An 18,915-nucleotide genomic window follows, 5' to 3' on the forward strand; every position below is an offset into this window, starting at 1 on the left:
GCGGGGGATAACACTAAAACAGATCTACTGTGGGGAGGGGATTTATCCCCGATGGGCTGCGAAGCGGCCCCAAAAAAGGGTCTGCTGCGCAGCCCATCGGGGATAAATCCCCTCGCCACAAAATCTATTCCATTCAAAAAAGGATCAGTTGTTACTGAGCTAGAGGTGATCTTAGAAGACGTTGATCGGGTAGTCGACAATCACACGGTATTCATCGGTGTCGGTATCGATCGCGCCGTAGCCGTTGCCGCCACGGTTGGTTGCCCATTGCAGGCGCACCGCGAGATCTTTCGCCTGGCCGCTCTGTACCACGTATTTCAGATCGAGGTCGCGTTCCCAGTGCTTGGCGTTGCGACCGTCAGCGCTGTACCACGAGGCATAGCCCTTGCTGTCCGGATCGACCTTGGTCAGGTCCACGGTGCCACGCGAATAGGAAACCGCCGACGTCAGACCCGGCAGACCGAGACCGGCGAAGTCGTAGGCGTACTTGAGCTTCCACGAGCGCTCGTTGGGGCCGTTGAAGTCCGAGTACTGCTGCGAGTTGTCGAGGTAAACGCTATCACCCTGGCTGATGTAGTCGAACGGTGTGTTGCCGTTCACGCGCTGGTACGCAGCGGTGACGCTGTGGTTGCCGATGCCGACGGTGAAATGCAGGCTGTAGGTGTTGTTGTCGATGTCGCCCAGCAGCGTGTCGCCGGTGTCCTGCGTGTGATAGAAGTGCAGGCCCGGGTTGAGGCTGACCAGATCGTTCAACTGCCACGTGTAATCCAGGTCGTAGTAGTACTGGTTCCAGATGTCCTTCAGTTCAGCGGCATACAGATTGCTGGTCAGGCCCTCGACGCCGCTCCAGGACACGCCGGCCCAGTTCAGGTGGCGGCTTTCGTCGCCCTCGGCGAGTTTGCCGTACGAGGTGCCGATGCGCTGGCGACCGCTCTGGTTATACGGCTTGGTAAAACTGGCCTGGCCACCTTCGAACATCCAGCCGTCGAAGCTGTGGTTGGTCAGGCTGACGCCACGAAAGGTCTGCGGCAACATGCGCGATTCACCGCCGGCAATCACCGGGTTGGTGAGGAACAGGTCACCGGCCTTTAACTCGGTATCGAACGCGCGCATTTTCAACGTGCCACCTGCGGTCGAGAACGAGCCCGGCGCTTTGCCGTTGCCATCACTGATCGGCAGGATGCTCGAGCCATCGGTACCGCCACCGCCGTCGAGCTTCAGCCCGAGCATGGCGTGGGCATCGATGCCGAAGCCGACCGTGCCTTCGGTATAACCCGACTGGAAGATCCCGAGAAAACCCTGACCCCACTCGATGTTATCGTCCGTCTGCTGCAGGCGGTTGCGATTCATGTAGTAGTTGCGAGCGTTGAGGTTGAGGCTCGAGCCGTCGACGAAACCTTCCCTGGCGGCTTCGTCGGCATGGGCGGCGGGGGCAATCGTTGCGGCAATTGCAATGAACAGCGGGGTGAAGCTGACTGGGTAACGCACTTGCGATGGAGCTCCTTGGGTCAACTGACACTTCAATGTCTTGAGGTGCGGGATGTTTCTTGTTGTTACAGACGAACCAAACGGCTTTCAGACCACAACGAAAAAAGGCCGCTGAAAAGGCAGCGGCCTGGAAGGACGACGGTTGAACGGGAAGAGCCAAACAACCGCGTCGAGGGAAATGTTTCGCGGTGCGCGACTCAGCTGTCTTTCTCGGCCGCTTGAGCCTGGGAAGTGGCGGCCTGTGGGGCTTGCGAGGCGTCTTGCGACTTGGCCATCACTTCTGCCTGAGATTGTTCGAAGGCGTGAGCGCGAGCAGCATTCTGCGCGACGAACGCCTGCGATTCTTCAGCCATCGCCATTGGCGACAGGATCAATGAGGACAAAACGAAAGCGCTGGCAATACCCATACTGTTGGACATCTTGAAAACCTTCTTGCTTGGCAAGTGCTGTTTGGTGCGGGCAAAGATAAGGTTGCCGAGCGTTGGGAAACAGCGTGATTTTCATAAATGACTGTTACAGCAAAAGCAAAGATCAACCACGGGTGAACGCCATTCCTTGTGGCGAGGGGATTCATCCCCGATGGGCTGCGAAGCAGCCCTCAATCCTTTGTACTGGTTGTGTCAGGAAGATCGCGATTGCTGATTTTGGGGTCGCTTCGCAACCCATCGGGGATGAATCCCCTCGCCACAGGGGACTTTAATCAGCGATTAAACGGGGAGGTGGATGCCGAAGGTATTCATCCCCCGATCACTGCGCACAAACACATCCCCACCGTGCATCAGCGCAATCGCCTTGACGATCGCCAGCCCCAATCCATGGTTGTTGCCGCTGTTGCTGCGCGAGGCATCGACCCGGTAGAAGCGCTCGAACAGTCGCGGCAAATGCTCGCTGGCAATCGGCGATCCCGGGTTGGCCACGCCGATGCTGACCTGATGTTCCTCAACCTCGATCCGCACTTCGATCACCTTGCCCGGCTCGGTGTGCTGCACGGCGTTGCTCAGCAGATTGATCAATGCCCGGCGCAGATGTGCGATCTCGATCCGCACCTGCGCATCGCCACTGACGTGTACCTGCACCTGCGCGTCTTCGAGGATGAAATCCAGATACTCCAGAGTGGTCGCGACTTCATCGGCCAAAGAAGTCTCGGTAAGTTTGGTGGCCTTGCTGCCCTGGTCGGCGCTGGCCAGAAACAGCATGTCGTTGATGATCGAGCGCAGGCGTTCCAGTTCTTCGAGGTTCGATTGCAACACTTCGAAATAGTGTTCGGCGGAGCGCCCGCGGGTCAGCGCGACCTGGGTCTGGCCAATCAGGTTGGTCAGCGGCGAGCGCAGTTCATGGGCGACGTCGGCGTTGAACGACTCCAGCCGCGAGTAGGCCTGTTCGACCCGCTCCAGCGTGGAGTTGAACGAATCGACAAACTGCTCAAGCTCCGGCGGCAATGGCGACATCCGCAAGCGTCCAGCCCGCAGGGGAGGCGCGAGGCGCTGGGCTTCATCCGACAGTTTGATCAACGGCTTGAGGCCGATTCGCGCGACCCAGTACCCCAGCGCCGAGGCCATCAGCACACCGACAATCGCGAGGCTGACGAGAGCGATCAACAGCTTGTGTTGGGTCTCGTGGAACGTTTCGGTGTCGATGCCGATCATGAACCGCAGCGGCGGGCGCTGATCCTTGGCCGGCAACTCGGTCAGCAGCACTTTCAGCGGATAAGGATGTTCAGGCAACTGCAGATCATGCATGCCGGTCGGGCCCTGGGCGAAGGCGCGGATTTGCGCGTCAGGCTCGCCATACTCGTAACCGGGATCAGCGCTGACCACCCAGAAACGTATGCGCTTGTCCTCTTCGCCGAGCAGCTTGAGCTTGGCGTTGATCTTCACCCAATGCTCGGGTGTGCCATAACGATTGAGCGCCGATTCAAGCACGCTGTAACGCGCATCCAGCTCGGCTTCCGGGAGCAGGCCAAGGCCCTTGTCGACCTGCTGATACAGTGCGCCGCCGATCAACAGAAACACCAGCAGCGCCACCAGCGTAAACATCCCGCTTAAACGCAGGGCAATCGAATTACTGGACACCACGGCTCTCCAGCACATAACCCATGCCGCGAATCGTGTGCAGCAGTTTCTCGTCGAACGGCCCGTCGAGCTTGGCCCGCAGACGTTTGATCGCGACTTCGACGACGTTCGCATCGCTGTCGAAATTGATGTCCCAGACCATCTCGGCAATCGCGGTTTTCGAGAGGATTTCGCCTTGCCGGCGCGCCAGCACGCTGAGCAGCGAGAACTCTTTCGCGGTCAGGTCCAGCCGGGTGCCGGCACGGGTCGCCTTGCGGCTGATCAGATCGATCCACAGGTCGGCGATGCTCACTTGTACCGGTTCATGCCCGCCGCTGCGTCGGGTCAGCGCTTGCAGGCGCGCCACCAGTTCGAGGAAGGAAAACGGCTTGCCGAGGTAATCATCGGCGCCGTCGCGCAGGCCCTTGATGCGGTCTTCGACGCGCTCACGGGCGGTGAGCATGATTACCGGAGTCTGCTTGCGCGCGCGTAACGCACGCAGTACGCCAAAGCCGTCCAGGCCCGGCAACATCACGTCGAGGACGATCACCGCGTAGTCGCTTTCCAGCGCCAGGTGCAGGCCTTCGACGCCGTCGCGGGCCAGGTCCACGGTGTAACCCTGTTCCGTCAGACCGCGGTGCAGATAGTCCGCGGTTTTTTCCTCGTCTTCGATAATCAGAACGCGCATGACCGCCTCAGTCTGTAGTCGCCAATGCCGTCGTGGGCATTGGTTTGGGCCTGTGGAACAGCCGCTCAAGCCACAAGTATATGACCGGCGTGGTAAACAGCGTCAGCATCTGGCTGACCAGCAAGCCGCCCACCACCGCGATCCCCAGCGGCTGGCGCAGTTCGGCGCCGGTGCCATAACCGAGCATCAGCGGCAGGGCACCCAGCAGGGCGGCGAGAGTGGTCATGATGATCGGCCGGAATCGCGTCAGGCACGCTTCGTAAATCGCATCCTGCGGCGGCAAGCCGCGATTGCGCTGCGCCTCGAGGGCAAAGTCGATCATCAGGATGCCGTTCTTTTTGACGATACCGATCAGCAACACCAAGCCGATCAACGCCATGATCGAGAAGTCCTGGCCGCAGATCCACAGCATGATCACCGCACCGAGACCGGCTGCCGGCAGGGTCGAGATGATCGTCAGCGGATGCACAAAGCTCTCATAAAGCACGCCGAGAATGATGTACACCGCCACCAGCGCCGCGAGAATCAGCCACGGCTGGCTGGCCAGCGAACTCTGGAACGCCTGCGCCGCGCCCTGGAAGTTGCCGCTGATCGCGGTCGGCATGCCGATTTCGGCCTTGGCCTGATTGAGCAGAATCACCGCATCACCCAACGCCACGCCGGGCGCCAGGTTGAACGACAGGTTGGCGGCGGGGAACATGCCGTCATGAGCAATCGACAGCGGGCCGATGGTCGGCGCATCGAATTTGGCCAGTGCCGACAGTGGCACCATCTCGCCACTCAGCGGCGAGCGCAGGTAGAAATAGTTGAGGCTCTCGGCCTTGCCGCGTTGCTTGGTGTCCAGTTCCAGAATCACGTTGTACTGGTTGACCTGGGTCTGGAACTCGTTGATCTGCCGTTGACCGAACGCATCGTACAGGGCCTCGTCGACATCACTCGCCGTCAGGCCGAAACGCGCGGCGGCGCTGCGGTCGATGCTGATGTGAGTGATGCTGCCGCCCAGTTGCAGGTCGTTGGAAATGTCGCGGAACGCCGGGTTGCTGCGCAGCTTTTCCGTCAGACGCTGGGTCCAGGTGGCGAGGGTCGCGCCGTCATTGCTCTTGAGCACGTATTGGTACTGCGCGCGGCTCGGCCCGGAGCTGAGGTTGATGTCCTGGCCGGCGCGCAGGTACAGGACGATGCCCGGGACTTTCATCAGTTGCGGACGAATCCGGTCGATGAACTGGCTGGCCGAGACGTCGCGGTCGCCGCGTTTTTTCAGGGCAATCCAGAAGCGGCCATTGGCGATGGTCTGGTTGCTGCCGGACACACCCACCGAGTGGGAAAACGCCTGCACGGCCGGGTCGGCGGCGACGATTTCGGCCATCGCCAGGTGTTTTTTCACCATGTCGCCGTAGGAGATATCCGCAGCGGCTTCAGTGGTACCGAGGACGAAACCGGTGTCCTGCACCGGGAAAAATCCCTTGGGGATAAAAATGTAACCGGCAATCGCCAGTGCCAGCGACAGGCCGAACACGCCGATCATCAGTTTCTGGTGGGCGAGGGCACGGCGCAGACCCTTTTCGTACCAGGCCAGCAAGCGTTCGCTGAAGCCCGGTTTGTCGTGGGCATGGTGCACCGGTTTGCGCATGAATAGCGCGGCCAGCGTCGGTGCGAGGGTCAACGACACCACCACCGAAATCAAAATGGTCGAGGTTGCGGTCAGGGCGAATTCCTTGAACAACCGCCCGACCACACCGCCCATGAACAGCAGCGGAATGAACGCCGCCACCAGCGAGAAACTGATCGAGACCACGGTGAAGCCGATTTCGCCGGCACCTTTGACCGCCGCCTCGCGCATGCTGTCGCCGGCCTCCAGATGCCGGTGGATGTTCTCCACCACCACAATCGCATCGTCCACGACAAACCCCACGGCCACGACAATCGCCACCAGCGTCAGGTTGTTCAGGCTGAAGCCGAGGAGGTACATCAAAGCGAAACTGGCGGTCAGCGACACGCCGAGTACCGCCGAGACGATCATGGTCGCTGACAACTGGCGCAGAAACAGCGCCATCACCGCCACCACCAGCAGGATCGCGATCAACAGGGTGATCTCGACTTCATGCAGCGAGGCGCGGATGGTCTGGGTGCGGTCGATCAGGGTTTTCACCTGCACCGAGGCCGGGAGCATGGCTTCGAGGCCGGGCAGGGCGGCTTGAATGCGGTCGACGGTTTCGACGATGTTCGCGCCGGGCTGGCGCGAGATCACCAGGTTCACTCCGGGTTGATCACCGGCCCAGGCCTGCACGTAGGCATCTTCCGAACCGTTGACGACTTTGGCGACATCGCGCAGGTGAACCGGGGCGCCGTCCTTGTAGGAAACGATGAGTTGGCTGTAGTCCTCGGGGTGGAACAACTGGTCGTTGGTCGACAGCGTCGAGATGCTCGACTCGCCGTACAACGCACCTTTGGCGAGGTTGAGGCTGGTCTGCTGGATCGCCAGACGAATGTCGGCGAGGGTCAGGCCGATCGCCGCCAGTTTGTCCGCCGAGGCCTGCACACGGATCGCCGGACGTTGCTGACCGGTGATGTTGATCTGGCCTACACCGTCGATCTGACTGATCTGACGCGCCAGCAGGGTTTCCACCAGGTCGCTGAGTTCGGTGCCGGGCATTTGCGTCGAGCTGACGCTGAGGATCAGTACCGGGCTGTCGGCCGGGTTGACCTTCTTCCAGGTCGGCAGCGTCGGCATGTCCTTGGGCAGCTTGCCGGCGGCGGTGTTGATCGCCGCCTGGACTTCCTGGGCAGCGGTGTCGATGCTCTTGTCGAGGGTGAATTGCAGGGTCAGCAGACTGGAGCCGAGCGCACTGCTGGAGGTCATCTGGGTCATGCCGGGGATGGCGCTGAATTGCACCTCCAGCGGTGTGGCCACGGACGAGGCCATGGTGTCGGGGCTGGCGCCAGGCAACTGCGCCGAGACTTGAATCGTCGGAAATTCCGCTTCCGGCAGTGGCGCGATCGGCAGGCGTGGGAAGGCAATCACGCCGACCAGCACCAAAGCGATGGTCAGCAGAATCGTTGCAACCGGGTGATCGATGCACCATGTGGAGACGCCTTTGTGCTCCTTCATGGTTTCGGCTCCGCTTGCACCACCTGCGGCGGCTCGCTCATGACCTGCACGGTCGAACCGGGTTTGAGCCGCGACTGGCCGTCGGTCACCAGCACGTCACCGGTCTTCACGCCTTTGATGATGTCCTGCCCGCTGCCCTGATAAACCATCTGCACTTGCACGGCTTCGACCTTGTCGCCATTCACGCGATAGACGAAGTGTTGATCGAGACCGCGCTGTACGACGGTGGGCGGCACCACCAGCGCATTCTTATCCAGTGCCGTCTGAATTTTTACCGTCACCAGCAGGCCCGGCCAGAGCTTCTGGCTGGCGTTGTCGAATTCAGCCTTGGCGCGGATGGTGCCGGTGTTGGCGTTGATCTGGTTGTCGATCAGGGTCAGGTGACCTTCGCCGAGCAGGTTGCCGGTTTCGCCATCGGTGTCGGCGCCGATGTAGGCCTTGACCTGCGCGTGCTGCGGGTCGTTGATCAGGCCCTGCAGGGTCGGCAGCATTTGCTGCGGCAGCGAGAACTCCACGGCAATCGGGTCGATCTGGGTCACGGTGAACAGGCCGGCGGTGTCGGTCATGCGCAGGAAGTTGCCTTCGTCGACTGTACGAATACCGACGCGGCCGGTGACTGGTGAGCGGATCTGCGTGTAGGAAAGTTGTACCTGCGCCGCGTCAATCGAGGCCTGGTTGCCTTGGGCGGTGGCCTTGAGTTGGTTGACCAGGGCCTGTTGCTGGTCGTAGGTCTGCTTGGAGACGCCGTCGTCGACGCTGAGCAGTTTGTAGCGCTTTAGGTTGACCAGGGCGACTTGCAGTTGTGCCTGGCTTTCGCCCAGTTGCGCGCGGGCCTGGTCGAGGCTGGCGCGGATCGAGCGGTCGTCGATGGTGGCCAGCAGGTCGCCGGCTTTGACCAGTTGGCCTTCCTTGACGAGGATTTTGGTGAGGATGCCGTCGACTTGTGGGCGCACTACGACGCTGTGTAATGAGAGTAAGGAGCCGATGCCGCTGGTGTAGCGGGGGACGTCTTTTTCGCTGACGGTGACGACGCGGACCGGGATGGCGGTCGGGGTGGCCAGTTTGGTCGGGGCGGGTTTCATTGCCCACCATGTGCCTGCGGCGGCCAGGGCGATCACTAGGGCTAGCAGGGCTTGGTTTTTCTTGATTCGCATGAAATGGGGCGCCAAGGGCTGGAGTTTGGGCAGGTTGGGTCTTTATAAACTTGTTTGGGGGTCAGGAGGGTGACGGCTGGCTGTCAGCGCTGTCAGTTTCGCCGGGGTGTATATCCGTTTCTGCGAGTGTTGCTGATTAGGGTTTCGCCCTTACGGCGAGTCACTTTTTCCAGACGCCGAAAAAGTAACCAAAAAGGCTTGCTCCTACGTTCGGCCCGCTCGCTGGGGCTCGGGGTCCCTTCGCTGCGGGATCGATCCGGGCGCAGCGCCTACGGTTTGCTTCGCTGCACCTCCTCTCGCTGTGTTTGGCTGCGCCAAACGGTCGCTGCGCTCCCACGCCCGGATCAATCCCTCCGCTCAGCCTTCCGATGTCGCCCGTGGATCAAGATCAAGAGCTGCAGCCGAGCTAACGCTCATCCTGTTGAGTGGGGCGGCATGCGCCGCGTGCGGGTTGTGCTTGTTTTCCCTGTAGGAGCTGCCGCAGGCTGCGATCTCTTGATCTTGCTTTTGCTCTTCTGTGGGAGCTGGCTTGCCAGCGAAGACGGCCTGCCAGCTGACCAATCTCTGGCGGGTGTACTCGGTCCACCTGTGGGAGCGAGCCTGCTCGCGAAGACGGCCTGACAGCCGCTGCAAATCTCCAGGTGCCGAGTCCGGGCGCGCAGGTATACTGCGCGCCTTCGCGGCTCACTGTTCGGGCCGGACTTTTTGCTTTGCGGAGCTTTTATGACTTCCCCGATCCAACCGCCAGTTGACGACGCTGTGAGCGATGTCCCGGCCGAGCTGACTGACGCCAACGAGACCAAACCCGAGATCCCGGCGTTCAAGTTTCCGTTCAAACCGGGTGAACTGGCGGCCGCCAAGGGTTCGAATCAGCCGTGGTACAAGAACGGCGCCAAGAATGGCCACACCAAGACCCCGGGCATGGCCCCGCCGGGTACCCGCCGTTCGATGGGCAAGCGCTGAGTTTCATCCCGCCTTCAGCCATCGACTGCGATTTTCCGTCGCAGTGATGGCTAAGTGCTCATCCCCTGAGCCAGATCAACATTTGACCAATTGGTGCGCTTAGAGTCAGCAGCCCTGCCGACTCTTCCCATAAAACGAGCGCGCTTTCCATGAAGATCAATCTCCCGGTAACCGGCCGTAACGTCGATGTGGCGCTGGATGCGAACATTCTTTCGACCACCGATCTGACCAGCGCGATCACTTACGCCAACGACGATTTCATTCAGATCAGCGGTTATAGCCGCGACGAATTGCTCGGCACGCCACACAACTTGTTGCGTCACCCGGACATGCCGGCGCAGGCGTTTGCCCATATGTGGCAGACGCTCAAGAGCGGTCGTTCGTGGATGGGGCTGGTGAAGAATCGTTGCAAGAATGGCGACCATTATTGGGTCAGCGCCTATGTCACGCCGGTCACGCAGAACGGCGTGGCGGTGGAGTATCAGTCGGTGCGCACCCGGCCTGATGCGCGGTGGGTGGCCGCGGCGGAGCGGGTTTATGCGCAGTTGCGTGGCGAATTGAAGGGAAGGCGGTCGCTGCTCAGGTTGGGTTTGCGCGGCCGGATCACGGCGTTGGCCAGTGCGTTGCTGGGTCTGGTGTTGGGGATCGAGGCCTGGTTGCGTCCGGAGTCGGCGTGGATCGATGGCACGGCATTTGTCGTCGGCAGCAGTGTTTGTGCATTAGGCGTGCGCTGGATTCTGCGTCCGCTGGAACGGCTGAACGAGCGGGCGCGGCAGGTTGCGGACAATCCGTTGAGCCAGGGCATTTACACCGGGCGCAGCGATGAGTTCGGCCAGATCGAGTTTGCCCTGCAGATGCTCGAAGCCCAGGTCGGCGCGGTGGTCGGGCGTATGGGTGACGCATCGCAACAGTTGGCCGGGCATGCCGCGCAGCTGGTTGATCATCTGCAAATAAGCCACAGCAGTTCGCTGGCGCAGCAGGCGGAAACCGATCAGGTGGCGGCAGCGATTCACCAAATGGCCGCGAGTGTCGCGCAGGTCGCCAGCCATGCGCAGCAGGCGTCGGTGGCGGCGGACCTGGCCGATACGGAAACCCGTGAAGGGCATTGGCTGGTCGGTGAAAGTCGCAGTGCGGTGTTGCGTCTGGCCGAGGAATTGCGGCGGGCGACCGAGGTGATCCATCAGCTCGAAGGCCACAGCAGCGAGATTTCCGGGGTGCTGGAGGTGATCCGCAGCATCGCCGAGCAGACCAATCTGCTGGCGCTTAACGCGGCGATCGAAGCGGCGCGCGCTGGTGATGCCGGGCGCGGTTTTGCAGTGGTGGCTGATGAGGTGCGCGGGTTGGCGCGGCGCACGCAGCAATCGACCAACGAGATTCAACGAATGATCAGCACCCTGCAAAACGGCGCGCGCGATGCGGTGCTGGTGATGCAGCAAAGCAGTGAGCATGTGGATAACAGCGTCGAACAGGCACAGCGTGCGGCGCGGGCGCTGGACGGGATCAGCGAGCGGGTCGAGCAGATCACCGAAATGAGCCTGCAGATTGCCGCAGCGGTGGAGCAGCAGAGCGCGGTGAGTGAGGACATCCATCGCAATATCGTCAGCATTCGCACGGCGTCCGAATTGACGGTGGATGAGGGGCGGCTGAGTCAGCGCAACTCTGAGGATGTGGCGGGGTTGGCGGGGGATTTGCGCTTGCTGGCGCGGGAGTTCTGGGGGCGGCGGCAAGGCCAGGATTGATGCTGTTCCCACTGGCCTCATCGCTGGCAAGCCAGCTCCCACAGGTTTCTCGAGTGTTCACATGACTTGTGCACGACATGGAACCTTGTGGGAGCTGGCTTGCCAGCGATGAGGCCAGTCCAATCGGCAGGAATTTCGGATCAAGCCGCCCGCAGAGAGATAAACGCATACGTCTGCGCCGGCTCCGTCACCACCTGCGCCCCAGCCGCCAGCAATTGCCCGGCCACGTCGTCTCCGGACAAATGAAACAGCCATTCACTGGATGCTGTGTTCAGTGGCTGGGAAGACACCTGATCGATCACAGACGCAAAAGCGTCCATCTGCGGTAAATACGCGGTGAACCCATCGCCCTTGAGCGCTGTGGTGCGAATTCCCAGAGCGGCACAGATCGCGTCCTTGATCCGGATGTCGTCGCGATCAGCCTGGCGTGAGCGCTGGATCAATTCCAACAGCTCCTGGTCAACCAACTCCCCGCCGGCAATCAGCAGCGGCCCCTGCTGCCACGACTCTGGCGGGCAATCCTTGGCGGCCGGATTGAGCGGGATGTGCGGATTGATCTCAGCGGGATAAATCCTGCACACCAACGGTCGGCGCTCGTAGATGCGGCACCGGTTGTCTTCGTCAAGATTCCGGCAGCGACCGACGTTGTAGGCGGCGAAAGTGATTGCCACGTGGGCCTCGGTAGTACCGCTGCGCACGGCTGCTGAACGTCGTTCAGCGTGTTCACGCTGCTGCGCCGGCAGGCCCAGGCCGTTGCCGAGAAAAGCCTCCACCAGCACGATCACCTGACCACCGTCCGCCGCCCACATGCGGGCTTCGGCGAGGGTCAGGGGCACATGGTGGTCGGTGCAGCATTTGCCGCAGCCAACGCAGGAAAACGTCGTATTCATTGCACGATCAATCTTCAATCAGGGTGTGAAACAGCGACGTAAAGTCGCCAGGCTGAGGCTGATCGAAGCAAGTTGTGCGCCAGTCCTCAAGGCTTGGCGGTCGGATGAATCGAGTCCCATTCGGTGACGAACGCGGTTTTCGACTTTTTGTTGTACAGGCACAGTTCGGTGCCTTGCTGGCCTTTCATGTGTTTTTGCGGGTATTGGCCTTGCAGCAGCACGGCGGTATAGCCGACGCGGTCATCGAACTGCGCGGGGCTGCCGACCGGTTTCGCAGCTTTCAGGCCGCTGGCCTTGGTGCAACTGGCGAGCACGGTTTTGTCGTAAGCGGCCCAGGCGTCGGGGCTGGAGGCGTGGGCCTGGGAGGCGAGGGCGGTGAGGCAGAGCAGGCTCAGAGTGAGGGTTTTCATGGGGGCGGCATCCTTGGTCTTGAGAGTCCAAAGGTTGGAGTATGCCTAAAGACTTTTGTTGCCTGATGAGCCGCTAAAAGATCGCAGCCTGCGGCAGCTCCTACAGAGAAATGCGATCTTTTGACTTTTATTCGGCTGGCACCAATTCCCGGCGAACCACATACATCCCGGCACTCTCATACAACCGCTGCGCCCGCAGGTTGTCTTCCAGCACCTTCAGATCGACAAATCCTTCGCGCCTTTGCTGAAACACCTTGAATGCATTCAACAGCAACGCCCGACCCAGTCCACGACCCTGAGCGCGTGGATGCACCACCAGATTCTTGATGTAGGAACTGGTCCAGCACTGCGCCACCCCGATCACGCCTTCGGCGTCTGTGGCAATCCAGCACAACTCGGGATCGTATTCGGCATCGCTTTCAAAGCGCAGTTGCCACTCCTCCAGCGCTGGCACGCGACCGCCGCCCTCGCGGTAACCGCGTTGCATCAGTTGATGCACGGCCGCCGCCAGTTCCGGGCGGTAAGTGCTCAGCTCAATGCCTTCCGGCCAGTGCGGCGGCGGCACGTCTTGACGAAGGTCGCGCCGCATCAGAAAGCAGTACGTCTGGCTCAAGAATCAATGACCGTTGGCAGCGACGTGTTTGGCGGCTTCGATCAGGCGCTGGGTCAGTTCCGGCGACGAGAACTTGGTCAGCACCGCGTTGGCCCCGGCCAGGCGGGCCTTTTCGCTGTTCATCGCGCTGTCGAGTGAGGTGTGCAACAGCACGTAGAGGTGGGCGAAGTCCGGCGTCTCGCGCAGGGTGCGGGTAAAGGCATAGCCGTCCATTTCGGACATTTCGATGTCGGAGACGATCAGGTTGATCTGCTGCGCGGTGCCTTGCAGATCCAGCAGGCAGTCGATGGCTTCCTTGGCACTGCGCGCGGTGTGGCATTGCAGGCCGAGGTTGCGCAGGGTGTGCACCGATTGCTGCAGCGCTACCTGGCTGTCGTCGACTACCAGAATCCGTGCATTGCCCAGCACTTCGGCATCTTCCATGCTCAGGTCGGTCGGGGCCATTTCGATCTGTGCCGGGGCGATGCTGTGGATGACTTTCTCGATGTCGAGCACTTGCACCAGCGTGCCGTCGACCGAGGTCACGCCGGTGATGTAGGCGCGCGAACCGCCGGAGCCGAACGGTGGTGGCTTGATGTCGGTGGTCAGGCAATGGACGATTTTGCTCACCGCCTGCACGTGCAGTCCCTGCTTGGAGCGGCTGACGTCAGTAACGATCAGGCAGCCGCCGTTCGGGTCTTCCAGCGGTCGCTCGCCAATGGCGCGGCTGAGGTCGATCACCGACAGCGACGCGCCGCGCAGGGTGGCGATGCCTTTGATGTGCGGATGCGACTCGGGCATTTTGGTCAGCGGCGGGCAGGGGATGATTTCACTGACTTTCAGCAGGTTGATCGCCATCAGCTTGCCGCTGCGCAAAGTAAACAGCAGAAGCGAAAGTGAATCTGCGCGGGCTTTGGTGGAAGACATATAAACCTTCTGTGGAAAAAGGTGATGGGCGAGGGTGCAAATCGCCAGAAACTATTGATGCCGGGTTATCGGCGTTAACGGGGTGGGCTTTAGGTCGGTTATCGGGTAGGGCAAGAATCATCTGTGGCGAGGGGATTTATCCCCGATGGACTGCCCAGCAGTCCCATTTCTTGGTGCCGCTGCGCAGCACATCGGGGATAAATCCCCTCGCCACAAGGAATCCACTCAAACTGGATGAAGTGATTACTTCATGCCTAATCGCTTGGCCATCCGCCCCAGATTCGCCCGGTCCAGCCCCAACTCCCGCGCTGCACTCGCCCAGTTATCCTGATGACGCTCAAGCGCAGCGCTGATCAACTGCCGCTGATATTGCTCGGTGGCGCTGCGCAAATCACCGCTGATCAACGGTATCGCCGGTACTGCAGAGGCAGGCGCTGGCGAGTTATCCACAACCTCACGCGGCAAATCCAGATCCGCCGCGCTCAGGCTGAGAATCTTCGGTCTGACCTTGCAGTTGCCCAGCGCCTTCAGCGCACTGCGCCCGATCAAGTGTTCCAGCTCGCGCACGTTGCCCGGCCAAGTGTAGGCGAGCAGCGCGTCCTGGGCGTCACTGCTCAGGCGCAGGCTGTTGAGGCCCATGCGCGAGCGGTTCTGTTCCAGAAAGAAGCCGCTGAGCAGCAACACATCGCGCCCGCGATCGCGCAGCGCCGGGACTCGCAGCGGGTACACGCTCAAGCGGTGATAGAAGTCGGCGCGGTAACGGCCGCTGCGCACTTCTTCGGCCAGATCGCGGTTGGTTGCGGCGATCAGGCGCACATCGACCTGATGTTCCTTGTCCGAACCGAGCCGCTGCAACTGGCCGCTTTGCAGCACGCGCAACAACTTGGCCTGCACGGTCAGCGACAGTTCGCCGACCTCATCGAGAAACAGCGTGCCGCCATTGGCCAGTTCGAACTTGCCGCGACGGTCACTGGTGGCACCGGTGAAGGCGCCGCGCACATGGCCGAACAGTTCGCTTTCGACCAGCGTATCGGGCAGGGCCGCGCAGTTGAGGCTGATGAGCGGTTTGTCGGCACGCGGGGAGGCGGCGTGGATCGCTTGCGCCACCAGTTCCTTGCCGACCCCGGTTTCGCCAGTGATCAGCACGGTCAGGTCGCTGCCACCGACCAGATTGATTTCCTCCACCAGCCGTTTGTGCGCCTTGCTCTGGCCGATCATTTCGCGCTGCTGCTGACCGCTGGCCTGTCGGTAGACCTCAGCGCGCTGATGCTCGTCTTCGGCGCGCAGCGCCAGGCGTTCGATGCGTTCGGCGGCGTTGACCGTGGCCGAGGCGAGGCTGGCGAAGGCTTGCAGGGCATCGAGTTCGATCGGTTCGAAACGCTCCGGATCAAGCGCATCAAGGGTAATCAGACCCCAGAGTTTTTCGTCGACGAACAGCGGGCAGCCGAGGCAGTCATGCACTTCGAGGTGATCGCCCAGACCATCGACCAAGCCGTCGTAGGGATCGGGCAAGTCGCTGTCGGCGGCGAACCGCGTCGGCCCGGCGCCGCCCAGCAGGATCTCGAAACGAGGATGTTCACTGACCTTGAAGCGCCGGCCGAGGGTGTCGGTGCTCAAGCCATCCACCGCCAGCGGCACCAGCCATTCGCCGTCCAGGCGCAGCAACGCGGCGGCGTCGCACGGCAGCAGGGCGCGCAGGGCTTCGAGCAGGCGCCGATAGCGCTCGCCTTCGGGCAGTTCGCGGGACAGGTCGGAGACCAGCGGCAGTAAAGCGGTGAGCAGGGATTTGGCGGTCATGGTATGTAGTCAAAGAGACTCGATGTGGTCGATATGACTATAAAGTGCTTCGTGTCTAAATGACTACGTAAAAATTAAGCTATTGATTTATAACGATAAAATATCTGGCATGAAAGCTGATAAGCCTAAGGCAATTCTCAAAAAAGCTCTGGAGTCACTCTTATGCTTAGCGTTCAGGATCGTGCCATCGTCAAATCCACTGTGCCTCTGCTGGAAAGCGGCGGTGAAGCGCTGATCACCCACTTCTACCGCATGATGCTCTCCGAATACCCTGAAGTCCGCCCGTTGTTCAATCAGGCGCATCAGGCCAGCGGCGACCAGCCACGTGCCTTGGCCAATGGCGTGCTGATGTACGCCCGACACATCGATCAGCTCGACCAGTTGGGCGATCTGGTGGCGAAGATCATCAACAAGCACGTCGCCCTGCAAATCCTCCCTGAGCACTACCCGATTGTCGGCACCTGCCTGCTGCGCGCCATTTCCGAAGTGCTCGGCGACGAGATCGCTACGCCGGAAGTGATGAGCGCGTGGGGCGCGGCGTACGGGCAACTGGCCGAGATCCTGATTGGTGCCGAAGCGGCAATCTACGACCAGAAAGAACAGGCAGTCGGCGGCTGGCGCGGGGCGCGGGAGTTCATCGTGGTGGACAAGGTCGAGGAAAGCGCGGAAATCATCTCGTTCTACTTCGAACCGGCGGATAAGGGGCCGATCCTTGCCGCTGAGCCGGGGCAGTACATCGGCATGAAGCTGATCCTCGATGGTGAAGAAATCCGCCGTAATTACTCGCTGTCGGCACTGGCCAATAAAGGTCAGTACCGCATCAGCGTCAAACGCGAACCGGGTGGTCGTGCGTCCAACCATTTGCACGATCAATTGCACGTCGGCGCGAGCATTCAACTGTTCCCGCCATCGGGCGAGTTCACCCTGACGGCCAGCGACAAACCGCTGGTGCTGATCAGCGGCGGTGTCGGCATTACCCCGACCCTCGCGATGCTCGAAGCGGCGTTGCAAACCGAGCGCCCGGTGCACTTTATCCACTGCGCGCGCAACGGCAGCGTGCATGCGTTCCGCGACTGGATCGACGGGCTGGCGGCGCGTCATCCGCAGCTCAAGCGCTTCTATTGCTACGCCGAAGATGACGGCGTGAGTCCGGCGGCGGACAAGGTCGGAATGCTCAGCCAAGAGCAATTGGCTGAATGGCTGCCGGCGCAACGGGATGTCGATGCTTACTTCCTCGGGCCGAAGGGCTTCATGGGCGCGATCAAGCGGCATCTGAAAGCACTGGGTGTGCCGGAGCAGCAGAGCCGTTATGAGTTCTTCGGGCCGGCGGCGGCTTTGGAGTAATTGCAAACACCGAGTCGTCTGCATCGCGGGCAAGCCCGCTCCCACAGGATTTGTGGCGTGCACAAAATGTGTGAACGACGCTGAATCTGTGGGAGCGGGCTTGCCCGCGATGGCCGTTACGCGGTTCTGATTCTTAAAAAGTGTTTAAAGGTTAATCGTTTCTTAACCGGTTTATCGTTTATTCCCCGATGCTGATGATAGGCGCTCGTTCGTTTAACTGATCAGGATCGCCCCCATGTCGCACATCATCTTCTCCTCTCGTTCGAGCCTGGCAACGCTTGGCCTGTCGGCTGCTTTGCTGGCCAGTCCGTTTGCTTCGGCCGAATCGGCGTTGATCGCACCACAGACCCTGATCGTCGATCAGAGCCTGCCCAAGGCTCAACGTGATGCAATGGAACTGGCGGCGCGGCGTTACGGCAGTTTCTGGAACAGTGGGGAAGAGGCCCTGGCCACGGCAGCCTTGTCGCCGCAGTTTGTCGACAAGACCCCGCCAGAAGGGCGGGTGCAGGGCCCGAGCGGGCCGTTGCTGGCGTCGAAGTTCTTTCGCACGGCGGTGCCGGACCTGAGCTGCGAGATCGAGCAAATGATCATTGCCGGTGACCGCGTGGTGGTGCATCTGCACTTTCGCGGCCACTTCAGCGGTACGTTCAAGACTCTCAAAGGGCAGGGCCAGCGTGTAGACTTCCGGGCAACCGATATCTATCAGATCGACAACGGTCGCATCGCGGCCAATTGGCATATCGAAGACAACATCAGTCTGATGGCGCAACTGCAAGCGCAGCCGCCAGCCAGCTGAACCATGGACATACAAGGGAAACGCGATGAGCGAGGAAACGATTCGACTGGGACGTGAGCGGCGCTTTCTGGTGCTGCTGGGCATCATCTGTCTGGCACTGATCGGCGGTGCGCTGTACATGCAGGTCGTGCTGGGCGAGGCGCCATGCCCGCTGTGCATCCTGCAGCGTTATGCATTGCTGCTGATTGCGCTGTTCGCGTTTATCGGCGCGGCGATGCGCACCCGCCGCAGCATCACGGTATTTGAGGTACTGGTGGTGATCTGCGCGATCGCCGGTGCCGGTGTCGCCGGGCATCATGTGTACACCCAGTTCTATCCGGCGGTGAGCTGCGGCATCGATGTGCTGCAGCCGATTGTCGACGACCTGCCGCTGGCGAAGATCTTCCCGCTGGGCTTCCAGGTCGACGGTTTCTGCTCGACGCCGTACCCGCCGATCCTCGGCCTGTCGCTGGCGCAATGGGCGCTAGTGGCCTTCGTGCTGGTGGTGATCCTGGTGCCGCTGCTGACCTCGCGTAACCGAAAAGCACTGCGCTGAGTCAACTCTTCGACGGATTGGCCGATACAGAAAACGCCCCGATTTGCGGATCAGCCGCTCGGGGCGTTTTGCATTTCAGAGAGTTTGTGAAATCACCGTGACGAACGGCAATGGAGCGTGCGACAGGTGTGCGACATGTTGTCACACACGCCGTGTCGCAGGGCGTTTCAGCAACCCGGATTGGCGTAATGTTACAAAAAAGGATTGGTCTGTTTCGGCATTTTTCTGGTTTTGCACGCAGGTGCCAGATCAGGCAGTTTTAACAGGCTCTGGCACATGGCCAGAGGCCTTTGAATATCGGGCTTTGCGCCGATTCGCTGCCGGAAAAAAGCCTTCGGAGCTGTCTGAACTGAGGTGTATAGGCCTACATTTTTTGGTGTTTTTGTTGAGAATCGATTTCGATAACATGCGGAACTTTTGCAAAAACGGTGA

General features: G+C 60.9%; 16 protein-coding genes and 1 pseudogene. 6 read left to right on the forward strand and 11 right to left on the reverse strand.

The genetic code is table 11. The annotated features are described in order from the left end of the window. Nucleotides 1-171: 171 nt before the first annotated feature. The 6 genes from L6D63_RS21765 to L6D63_RS21790 all read right to left on the reverse strand — a co-directional run bounded on the left by L6D63_RS21765 (nucleotide 172) and on the right by L6D63_RS21790 (nucleotide 8,490). Nucleotides 172-1,488: an OprD family porin gene (locus L6D63_RS21765; protein WP_131671073.1), complete on the reverse strand. Its 1,317-nt coding sequence runs from the start codon at nucleotides 1,486-1,488 to the stop codon at nucleotides 172-174. Nucleotides 1,489-1,685: 197 nt separating this feature from the next. Next, entirely contained in the window at nucleotides 1,686-1,907 is a 222-nt protein-coding gene (locus L6D63_RS21770) for a hypothetical protein (protein WP_027612176.1), read from the reverse strand. A gap of 288 nt (nucleotides 1,908-2,195) precedes the next feature. Continuing rightward, nucleotides 2,196-3,560 carry a heavy metal sensor histidine kinase gene (locus L6D63_RS21775; RefSeq protein WP_131671074.1) on the reverse strand — a complete coding sequence of 455 codons (1,365 nt, stop codon included), beginning with the start codon at nucleotides 3,558-3,560 and terminating at the stop codon, nucleotides 2,196-2,198. Beyond that, nucleotides 3,550-4,227 carry a heavy metal response regulator transcription factor gene (locus tag L6D63_RS21780; RefSeq protein WP_007916978.1) on the reverse strand — a complete coding sequence of 226 codons (678 nt, stop codon included), beginning with the start codon at nucleotides 4,225-4,227 and terminating at the stop codon, nucleotides 3,550-3,552. Before L6D63_RS21780 ends, L6D63_RS21775 begins: the two co-directional genes overlap by 11 nt. A gap of 7 nt (nucleotides 4,228-4,234) precedes the next feature. Beyond that, the gene (locus L6D63_RS21785; protein WP_131671075.1) at nucleotides 4,235-7,336 is read right to left on the reverse strand and encodes a multidrug efflux RND transporter permease subunit; all 3,102 of its coding nucleotides are present in this window, start codon (nucleotides 7,334-7,336) and stop codon (nucleotides 4,235-4,237) included. Beyond that, a complete protein-coding gene (locus tag L6D63_RS21790) occupies nucleotides 7,333-8,490 on the reverse strand; it encodes an efflux RND transporter periplasmic adaptor subunit (protein ID WP_131671076.1) in 1,158 nt (385 codons plus the stop codon). Before L6D63_RS21790 ends, L6D63_RS21785 begins: the two co-directional genes overlap by 4 nt. Before the next feature lie 723 nt (nucleotides 8,491-9,213). On the opposite strand from L6D63_RS21790, the gene L6D63_RS21795 reads away from it, so the two are divergent. From L6D63_RS21795 to L6D63_RS21800, 3 genes and pseudogenes are all read left to right on the forward strand, one after another. After that, nucleotides 9,214-9,453 (forward strand): hypothetical protein, encoded by a 240-nt coding sequence (locus L6D63_RS21795; protein WP_131671077.1) that lies wholly within the window; start codon nucleotides 9,214-9,216, stop codon nucleotides 9,451-9,453. Nucleotides 9,454-9,602: 149 nt separating this feature from the next. Continuing rightward, nucleotides 9,603-9,884: pseudogene (locus L6D63_RS28845) on the forward strand (PAS domain-containing protein); the annotation flags it as partial. A 204-nt stretch (nucleotides 9,885-10,088) separates the two neighbouring features. Continuing rightward, nucleotides 10,089-11,192, forward strand: coding sequence for a methyl-accepting chemotaxis protein (locus tag L6D63_RS21800; protein ID WP_373873760.1), 1,104 nt, complete (start codon nucleotides 10,089-10,091; stop codon nucleotides 11,190-11,192). Nucleotides 11,193-11,332: 140 nt separating this feature from the next. Here L6D63_RS21800 and L6D63_RS21805 read toward each other — a convergent pair whose 3' ends face one another. From L6D63_RS21805 to norR, 5 genes are all read right to left on the reverse strand, one after another. After that, on the reverse strand, nucleotides 11,333-12,082 hold the full coding sequence (locus L6D63_RS21805; protein ID WP_095668360.1) for a YkgJ family cysteine cluster protein: 750 nt from the start codon (nucleotides 12,080-12,082) through the stop codon (nucleotides 11,333-11,335). Between the two features lie 86 nt (nucleotides 12,083-12,168). Then, nucleotides 12,169-12,492, reverse strand: coding sequence for a hypothetical protein (locus L6D63_RS21810; protein WP_047296388.1), 324 nt, complete (start codon nucleotides 12,490-12,492; stop codon nucleotides 12,169-12,171). 127 nt (nucleotides 12,493-12,619) lie between these two features. After that, on the reverse strand, nucleotides 12,620-13,081 hold the full coding sequence (locus L6D63_RS21815) for a GNAT family N-acetyltransferase (RefSeq protein WP_131671079.1): 462 nt from the start codon (nucleotides 13,079-13,081) through the stop codon (nucleotides 12,620-12,622). Nucleotides 13,082-13,108: 27 nt separating this feature from the next. Next, on the reverse strand, nucleotides 13,109-14,011 hold the full coding sequence (locus L6D63_RS21820) for a chemotaxis protein CheV (protein ID WP_007968390.1): 903 nt from the start codon (nucleotides 14,009-14,011) through the stop codon (nucleotides 13,109-13,111). 243 nt (nucleotides 14,012-14,254) lie between these two features. Then, complete coding sequence (gene norR, locus L6D63_RS21825; RefSeq protein WP_131671080.1) at nucleotides 14,255-15,808, reverse strand: nitric oxide reductase transcriptional regulator NorR; 1,554 nt, start codon at nucleotides 15,806-15,808, stop codon at nucleotides 14,255-14,257. Nucleotides 15,809-15,970: 162 nt separating this feature from the next. Between norR and hmpA the strand changes: the two genes are divergently transcribed. The 3 genes from hmpA (at nucleotide 15,971) to L6D63_RS21840 (ending at nucleotide 18,483) form a co-directional block, all read left to right on the forward strand. Further along, nucleotides 15,971-17,152, forward strand: coding sequence for an NO-inducible flavohemoprotein (hmpA, locus tag L6D63_RS21830; RefSeq protein WP_131671081.1), 1,182 nt, complete (start codon nucleotides 15,971-15,973; stop codon nucleotides 17,150-17,152). A 235-nt stretch (nucleotides 17,153-17,387) separates the two neighbouring features. After that, entirely contained in the window at nucleotides 17,388-17,948 is a 561-nt protein-coding gene (locus L6D63_RS21835) for an ester cyclase (protein WP_047296379.1), read from the forward strand. Nucleotides 17,949-17,973: 25 nt separating this feature from the next. Next, nucleotides 17,974-18,483 (forward strand): disulfide bond formation protein B, encoded by a 510-nt coding sequence (locus L6D63_RS21840; protein ID WP_007968385.1) that lies wholly within the window; start codon nucleotides 17,974-17,976, stop codon nucleotides 18,481-18,483. Nucleotides 18,484-18,915 lie beyond the last annotated feature (432 nt).

Source organism: Pseudomonas parakoreensis, assembly GCF_021602155.1.
Classification (GTDB): domain Bacteria; phylum Pseudomonadota; class Gammaproteobacteria; order Pseudomonadales; family Pseudomonadaceae; genus Aquipseudomonas; species Aquipseudomonas parakoreensis.

Excerpts from the sequence above, each read along its gene's own strand:
- L6D63_RS21770 (WP_027612176.1), bottom strand. The coding sequence starts at position 1,907 with ATGTCCAACAGTATGGGTATTGCCAGCGCTTTCGTTTTGTCCTCATTG.
- L6D63_RS21780 (WP_007916978.1), bottom strand. The coding sequence starts at position 4,227 with ATGCGCGTTCTGATTATCGAAGACGAGGAAAAAACCGCGGACTATCTG.
- L6D63_RS21785 (WP_131671075.1), bottom strand. The coding sequence starts at position 7,336 with ATGAAGGAGCACAAAGGCGTCTCCACATGGTGCATCGATCACCCGGTT.
- L6D63_RS21790 (WP_131671076.1), bottom strand. The coding sequence starts at position 8,490 with ATGCGAATCAAGAAAAACCAAGCCCTGCTAGCCCTAGTGATCGCCCTG.
- L6D63_RS21795 (WP_131671077.1), top strand. The coding sequence starts at position 9,214 with ATGACTTCCCCGATCCAACCGCCAGTTGACGACGCTGTGAGCGATGTC.
- L6D63_RS21805 (WP_095668360.1), bottom strand. The coding sequence starts at position 12,082 with ATGAATACGACGTTTTCCTGCGTTGGCTGCGGCAAATGCTGCACCGAC.
- L6D63_RS21810 (WP_047296388.1), bottom strand. The coding sequence starts at position 12,492 with ATGAAAACCCTCACTCTGAGCCTGCTCTGCCTCACCGCCCTCGCCTCC.
- L6D63_RS21815 (WP_131671079.1), bottom strand. The coding sequence starts at position 13,081 with ATGCGGCGCGACCTTCGTCAAGACGTGCCGCCGCCGCACTGGCCGGAA.
- L6D63_RS21820 (WP_007968390.1), bottom strand. The coding sequence starts at position 14,011 with ATGTCTTCCACCAAAGCCCGCGCAGATTCACTTTCGCTTCTGCTGTTT.
- norR (WP_131671080.1), bottom strand. The coding sequence starts at position 15,808 with ATGACCGCCAAATCCCTGCTCACCGCTTTACTGCCGCTGGTCTCCGAC.
- hmpA (WP_131671081.1), top strand. The coding sequence starts at position 15,971 with ATGCTTAGCGTTCAGGATCGTGCCATCGTCAAATCCACTGTGCCTCTG.
- L6D63_RS21835 (WP_047296379.1), top strand. The coding sequence starts at position 17,388 with ATGTCGCACATCATCTTCTCCTCTCGTTCGAGCCTGGCAACGCTTGGC.
- L6D63_RS21840 (WP_007968385.1), top strand. The coding sequence starts at position 17,974 with ATGAGCGAGGAAACGATTCGACTGGGACGTGAGCGGCGCTTTCTGGTG.